At 38.2% G+C, this 7553-nt stretch carries 5 protein-coding genes; 3 read left to right on the forward strand and 2 right to left on the reverse strand.

All coding sequences use genetic code 11. The features are described from left to right. The coding region (locus VNZ46_RS07065) for a SusC/RagA family TonB-linked outer membrane protein (protein ID WP_325559379.1) at nt 1-1749 on the reverse strand (1749 nt) is incomplete at its 3' end. A gap of 324 nt (nt 1750-2073) precedes the next feature. On the opposite strand from VNZ46_RS07065, the gene VNZ46_RS07070 reads away from it, so the two are divergent. The 3 genes from VNZ46_RS07070 (at nt 2074) to VNZ46_RS07080 (ending at nt 7024) form a co-directional block, all read left to right on the forward strand. Then, nucleotides 2074-6117 carry a hybrid sensor histidine kinase/response regulator transcription factor gene (locus tag VNZ46_RS07070; protein ID WP_325559380.1) on the forward strand — a complete coding sequence of 1348 codons (4044 nt, stop codon included), beginning with the start codon at nt 2074-2076 and terminating at the stop codon, nt 6115-6117. 221 nt (nt 6118-6338) lie between these two features. Continuing rightward, nucleotides 6339-6710, forward strand: coding sequence for an START domain-containing protein (locus tag VNZ46_RS07075; protein WP_325559381.1), 372 nt, complete (start codon nt 6339-6341; stop codon nt 6708-6710). Further along, the gene (locus VNZ46_RS07080; RefSeq protein ID WP_325559382.1) at nt 6683-7024 is read left to right on the forward strand and encodes an START domain-containing protein; all 342 of its coding nucleotides are present in this window, start codon (nt 6683-6685) and stop codon (nt 7022-7024) included. Before VNZ46_RS07075 ends, VNZ46_RS07080 begins: the two co-directional genes overlap by 28 nt. Before the next feature lie 34 nt (nt 7025-7058). Here the strand turns inward: VNZ46_RS07080 and VNZ46_RS07085 are convergent, their stop codons facing one another. Continuing rightward, on the reverse strand, nt 7059-7532 hold the full coding sequence (locus VNZ46_RS07085; protein ID WP_325559383.1) for a DNA starvation/stationary phase protection protein: 474 nt from the start codon (nt 7530-7532) through the stop codon (nt 7059-7061). Between the last annotated feature and the right edge of the window lie 21 nt (nt 7533-7553).

A 7553-nucleotide genomic window follows, 5' to 3' on the forward strand; every position in this document is an offset into this window, starting at 1 on the left:
CCTTCCAAAATAAGAGCGTAGTGCATAATCATACTCATCTCCAGAAGCCGAAGTTAAGGTGGTTGCGGAGCCTAAAGTAGTGATACTTTCGTCAATTAGTCCCTTTTTACTTGCTCCAAAATTGTAGTAATCGTAACGATATTGGTTATAACCTGCAAGCACACTTAAATCGTGATTTACTGCTATCGTGGTGTGATAATTCAATATGTTATCAATGGAGTAAGAATAGTTTTTATTGAATCCATAATTTGTACTTAGTTGATCGGGTGTTGTTGCTGCAGATTTTAAGGTATTGGTGGCAAAATTCCAGCGTTCATTGGTAACGGAATGTGTATTAAACTCTTCAAAACGTGTTTGATAATTAAACCGTGTTTCAAAGTTCAAGCCTTTCAGTATATCAAATTTCGCAAAAACAGTCGTATTAATACGGGTTTCAGAATCTGCCCCACCCGTACTATATAGGTAAGAGCTGATGTTATTTGCAGTTGAAGACTCTTCTGCGGCGGCTGGAAAGCCATATTTACCATTATATACTGGATAAACACCAGGAGTAGTTTGGCGCAAAAAGTTAAAAGCATTATCAGTACTTGCTAACCCAAACGTTTGGTATGAACCAAAGGTCTGTGTACCAACAGTTAAGAATTTTGCAACTTTAGATTGGAGATTGATCCTTAGATTATACTTGTCAGATCCGGTATTCGCCATAGTACCTGGATTGTTCAGATATAGCGCAGACAATAAATATTGTGTATTTTCTGTCCCACCGTTTAAGGCGAGATTATGCTGTTGCACTGTATTATTTTCAAAAATCACCTTACCCCAATCTGTATTTGGATAAGCAATATTGTTCGGAATTCCCTGCGCAGTTAAGCCATTTGGATTTGCGTTGGCAGCTGTCCATTGCGCAATTGTTGCATCAGTATAGATTGGGTTCTGGCCTAAATTACGATATCCTTCATTGACCAATTGCATATGGGTAATGTAATCCGAAACAAAAGTGGGAAGATTCGCCGGCTTTGCTATAGATGCCAGTCCGCTGTAAGTTACATTCAATTTACCTTTGGTGCCTTTCTTTGTTGTAATCAAAATGACACCATTTGCGGCAAGGGAACCATAAATTGATGCTGCAGCAGCGTCTTTCAGAATGGATATGCTCTCCACATCATTTGGATTAACAGCGTCCATACTGCCGACGATACCGTCGACAATAACCAGTGCATTATTATTATTCAATGTCCCGGTACCACGAATCCGGATGGTCGCTTGATCGCCTCCCGGCTTCCCTGAACTTTGACGTACAAAAACGCCAGAGCTTAATCCACCTAAAGAAGATGACAGGTTCGTTGTTGGCCTATTTTCTAAAGATTTAGAATCAATGGTAGATACAGACCCAGTTAGGTTCACCTTCTTTTGGGTTCCATATCCTACCACTACTACCTCATCAAGGCCTTTTGAATCAGTATTTAAGGTGATGGAGATTTGTTCCTTTCCGGATACATCAACCTCCTGTGTCTCATAACCAATATTCTTGATAATGAGAACCTGGCTACTGCCCTTCAGTCTGATTTTAAAATTTCCTTTTGCATCGGTTAGTGTTGCGTTAGAAGGCATACCTTTTTCCGTAATACCGGCACCCGGCAATGGCCCGTCTTTATCGTTGATCTTGCCGCTGATAAGTTTATTCTGGGCACCAGCAATTCCAGGCAATAGGAAAATTGCAGTACAAATGATCATTAGTATTCTTTTCATAAAAAACACGTTTTCAGGATTATACCTGTTTGGTTAGTATTGGTTAATTGGTTTGGTTGTTGGTTTCAGCCTTAGAAGAAAGCTGGATTAGATTTAAGTAGGGTTTTATCATACATGATTTGGTTTAGGTTTCATTTTGTTTTTGGTAACAAAATCTATTTCTTTGACTAAGCGTAAAGTTGGAAGGAAGCAGAAAAAAAGAGGGATGAAAATCATAACTAAATGGGATGAAAATCATGCTTAACTCCTCAAAACGTATTGTAAATCGTATTTTTGCGGTCGCTTTACCAATACAGCTAACCAAATATTTTACAACCAGACCAAATGAAAAGAAGTGTTTTTTTGATCCTGTTTCTTCTTTTGTATAGTTATTGCGAAAGCCAGGAACTTCGCTTCAACCAGCTCATGACCAAAAATGGACTCTCTCAAAACTCCATATTTGCTATCGCGCAAGACAGCCGGGGTTTTATGTGGTATGGATCGAGATTTGGTTTAAACAGATATGATGGTCATAGATTTTTACTTTATAAAAGCAGTTCATTAGATACAACAACACTTTCTGATGATTATATACTCTCCATGTATAATGATTCAAAAGATATATTGTGGGTGGGTACGTCCAATGGGTTAAACAGATTCGATCCTGTAAAAAATTCCTTTAAAAGAATCTATATTCCTTCAGGAAATAAAAGCCGTGTTAATGCCATTACAACGATCTATGAGGACAAAACCGGACGCATCTGGCTGGGCACTTATATGGGGCTCTATTTACTTAAAGACCGTCAAACAGATACATTCAAACCAGCAGCCTTTGCCGGCCTGTATCACCCGCTCCTCAGTAATGAAATCCTGAGCATTTTTGAGGATGATGAAGGTTCATTTTGGGTTGGTACGAATAAAGGTCTTCTTTATTTCCGTAAGGGAAAAGAGCCACTGGTCTTTACCAGGAACGGTCAGCCTGGGAGCATAAGTGATAACGCCGTAACCGCTATCGCGGAAGACAATCTGAAAAACCTATGGTTCGGTACAGAAACTGGAGGAATAAACCTCTATAATCATGCTTCCAGAACATTTAAGACCTTTCGGCACAAACCTCAGCAAGATAATGGACCGGTACACAATGCGATACGTAAGATCATCAAAACGAAGACCGGAGACCTTTGGATCGGAACCCAGGAAGGTCTAAGTACACTTAATACCAATACACAGACTTTCAGTTCCTATCAACATAGAAAGTCCAATAACCAGAGTCTGAACCAGAACTCCATTTATAGCATCTATCAGGACAAAAATGGTTCAATATGGATAGGCACCTACTATGGCGGAGTGAATGTATGCTACGCCAATGCAACCAATTTCAAAACCTGGCAATATGATGAAAAATCAACAAGCTTAAATCATAATGTCATCAGTTCAATACTTAGCGATGAGAAAGATAATCTCTGGATCGGAACAGAAGGCGGCGGCCTGAATTATTATAACCGCTCTACCCGGCAATTTACGGCTTATAGTTACAACTATACAGACACAAACAGTCTGGCCTCTAATCTTGTTAAGGTATTATATAAAGATAAAAGCAATCATCTTTGGATCGGTACACACGGTGCAGATCTTAATCTTTTTGATCCTGAGCATAACAGTTTTAAACATTTCGTTACTCAGGGCAGTAACACAAGAACAACACGTGCAGAGATCGTTGCAATTCTGGAAGACCACAACAAGGTATTATGGATTGGAAGCCAGACGGGCTTAAGAGTTTTTCAAAAAGACGGAACTCATCTAAAAATTTCCCCCATTCAGCCACAGTTAAGGACTCTCGCAGAAAAGAACGTTAAGGTTCTTTTTGAAGACAGCAAATATAATCTATGGATAGCTACGACAACTGGTTTATATCTGTATACCCCTCAGCCCTCTGAACTTCGGTATTTCAAACTGTCGCAAGGCAGTAATAGTGTAAATAATAATGCTAATTATATCAATTGCATTCAAGAAGATGCTCAAGGAAACATTTGGATTGGGCTTTACTATGGTGGATTCTGCAAGTACGATCCGCAAAAAAAATCCCTATCCCATGTATATAGCACTAAAGACGGACTGCCAAACAATAATGTAGTGGGAATCCTTGAAGATAAAGCTCATCAGCTCTGGATTAGTACTTCAAATGGATTATCGAAATTCAACCCGCAGCTGAAGACCTTTCAAACTTACACAACCAGTGATGGGCTGGCAGGTGATGAATTCAATTACAATTCCTTCTTTAAAGCAAAGGACGGTACCATGTATTTTGGAGGCTTTAATGGCCTTACCTATTTTAATCCTGAGGAAATTGGTAAAAACAAATATGTTACACCAATAGTCTTTACAGGTTTAAAGCTCTTTAACATTCCTGTAATCATTAATTCCGGAGACCGGTTATTAAAACAGGACATCAGTTTTACAAAGAAACTGATATTTAATGATGACCAAAACGTTTTTACCTTAGAATTTTCTCTTCTTAACTATATTAAATCGAACAAAAACAAGTATGCCTACAAACTGGAGGGTATCAACAAAGAATGGATAGAAAGCCATACCCCATCCGCAACGTATACCAATTTACCTTCTGGAACCTATACGCTGCTGGTTAAAGGCGCCAATAATGATGGGGTCTGGAGCAAACCAGTGGGCATGCAGATTGAAATCTTACCGCCATTATGGAAAACATGGTGGGCCTATAGCTTATATATTATTCTGTTAGGATTCATAGTATTTTTCGTTACCAGATTCTTCTACCTCAGAGGATTATTACTAAAAGATGAAGAATTACACCAGATTAAACTGAATTTTTTCACCAATGTATCGCATGAGATACGTACGCATCTTACCCTTATCATGGCTCCGGTTGAAAAATTGATCGAAAATGACACTCAGGATCAAAAAAACAGGAAGCCATTGATGAGTATAAAGTCTAATGCCAACCGTTTATTGAAATTGGTTAGTGAGCTTATGGATTTTAGAAAAGCGGAAACCAAACATTTGAAACTTAAAGTTGCCCGATATGATCTTATTGAATTTTTAGATGAAATCTGCGGTTCATTTGAAATCCTTGCTGTAAAAAAGAACATTGAGTTCTCATTTGAATATGACAGCAAACCTGCTCTTATTTATTTCGATAGCATACAAATGGAAAAAGTATTTTTCAACCTGCTGTCTAACGCTTTTAAATTTACACCTGAAGGAGGAAAAATATCAATTAACCTGCAGCATAAAAAAGATTTGGTACAGATTAGGATTACTGATACAGGAAGTGGTATTGCCCCCCAGTATCTGGAACAGTTGTTTGTCAACTATTTCCAGGTAGATGACCATAGCATACAGAACACAGGTTATGGAATCGGCTTGGCATTAGCAAAAACCATTACCGAGTTACATAAAGGTACAATCGAAGTGACCAGTAAACCAGCTACATCAGATCAACCAGGAAATACTTGTTTTAATATCACTTTATTGGATGGCTATGCACATTTCCCAAAAAACTACCTGATAAACCCATCGGGAGAAAACATTTTTAGTCTCTCTGTTCCAGAAGAAAATCAATCTGATGGTCGTTCAGATGTTGTTCCCCAGCTATCCGACAACAAAATGTTCAAGATACTTATTGTGGAAGATAATCCGGAACTACAGCAACTGATTGGCGGTTCTCTTGATCAAAGTTATCATATCCTATTTTCCGGTAATGGGCTGGAAGGCTGGAATACAGCTGTTGAAGAAATTCCTGACCTGATCATCAGTGATGTCATGATGCCAGAAATGGATGGTTTTACCCTTTGTGAACACCTGAAAAATGATGAAAGGACTAACCATATTCCGGTTATCCTTCTAACAGCTAAAAGTGAGCAGACCGACCAGATCAGTGGTCTGACTTTTGGAGCGGACATCTATTTGACCAAGCCATTTAGTATGAAGATCTTACAGTTGCATGTACGCAACCTGCTGCAGGCCAGAGAAAATATCCGTTTAAAATATAACAAAGGCTATGTTCCAGATCCTAATAATCAGGATATAAACAATGTAGATGAGCAATTTATTTCTAAACTTGTTCTGATTATTGAAAATCATATGGAAGATGAAGATTTTGGGATAGAGCTTCTGGCAGAAAAAATTGGCATGAGCCTACCGGTACTCTATAAAAAACTCAAAGCAATTACTGGTTTATCTGTGAATGATTTTTCCAAATCTATCCGTCTTAAAAAAGCAGCACACCTACTGCTTCAAAAAAGATATACTGTATATGAAATTGGTTACATGGTTGGCTTTTCAGACCGCAAATACTTTAGCAAAGAATTCAAGAGACAATTCGGAAAAACGCCAACAGACTATATCAAATAATGAAATATCACCCTAAATGTTTAGGATTTTACCCCATCCAAATACACTATTTCTAATATTTTTGAATTCATCCTTCGCTGACTTAGATCACAGTTGGTAAAGTTACTTTGGTTAGTAGTATTTACATGGCACGGCTTCTATTGCTGTGTCATGTATTAATTCAATCAAAATCTGAAGATCTGACCAATAATGACTTTTAGTCAACAGATATTTCTGCAAGTATGAATAAATTTGCAGGCTTTCAAAGCTCAGATTTTAAATTCATGTATAAAAACCTCTTCCTTTCCGTACTCTTAATTTGGAGCTTTCCGTCTGTCTTTGCTCAAAAAGACTGGAAACTCAGTAAAGAAAAAGAAAACATTAAGATTTACACGGGGAATATGGCCAACTCTAAGATTAAAGCTATTAAAGTAGAATGTGAATTTGATGCAAGGCCATCTGAAATCGTTGCACTGCTACTTGATGTGGAATCGGCCCCGGATTGGATTTACCATACAAAATCCTGTAAATTGATTAAACGTGTGTCTCCTTCTGAACTTTATTATTATTCTGAAGTAAGCGTACCATGGCCCGTGGAAACAGGGATTTTGTAGCACACCTGACCGTTAATCAAAATCCAAACACTAAAATAATCACTATCGATGGCCCCGCGGTGAGTGGACACGTCCCTATAAAAAAAGGTGTGGTCAGAATAAATAACTCTACGGGAAAGTGGCTGATCATACCAGAATCGGATCATCACATCCGTGTGGAGTATACTTTGCACGTAGATCCGGGAGGTGCTCTACCAAGTTGGTTGGTGAATCTTTTTGCCACCGAGGGTCCGCTTCATATTTTCAGAGCGCTCAAAGTTCAGTTGCAAAGACCTGTATATAAAAATGCCCAGTTTGCATTTATCAAAGACTAAAAAAGGCACTGTTACAGTGCCTTTTCTTATAATTCTAACCTAGATGTGATCTCAGCATCCAAGCCATTTTTTCGTGAGTTTGAAGCAAGCCAGTAATATAGTCACTGGTGCCTTCATCGTGAAACGCTTCACTGTAACCATCTATATTTTCACGCAAATGAATTAAAATACTTTCATGGTCTTCCAATAATTCTTTAATAAAGCTTACGCTGTCATTCTTACCCTTTGACTCTTCAGTAAGGTGTGTTAAAGCTAAATACTCTTTTAAAGATGCTGGTGGAAAATGCCCTAAAGTTCTGATCCTTTCAGCTACATCATCTACAATTTGTTCCAGCTCTCCGTATTGAGCTTCAAAAAAGAGATGTTTGCTATGAAAATCAGGTCCTACGACATTCCAATGCGCCTTTCTAGTCTTAGTGTAGAGTACAAATTCATCTGCAAGGATTTTACCAAGGGAATGCGCAACAGCTGCAAGATTTTCTTCTTTAATACCAATATTCGCTTTCATATTTTTAAATTAAAAATTAAT

This window comes from Pedobacter sp. (genome assembly GCF_035566355.1).
Classification (GTDB): Bacteria; Bacteroidota; Bacteroidia; order Sphingobacteriales; family Sphingobacteriaceae; genus Pedobacter.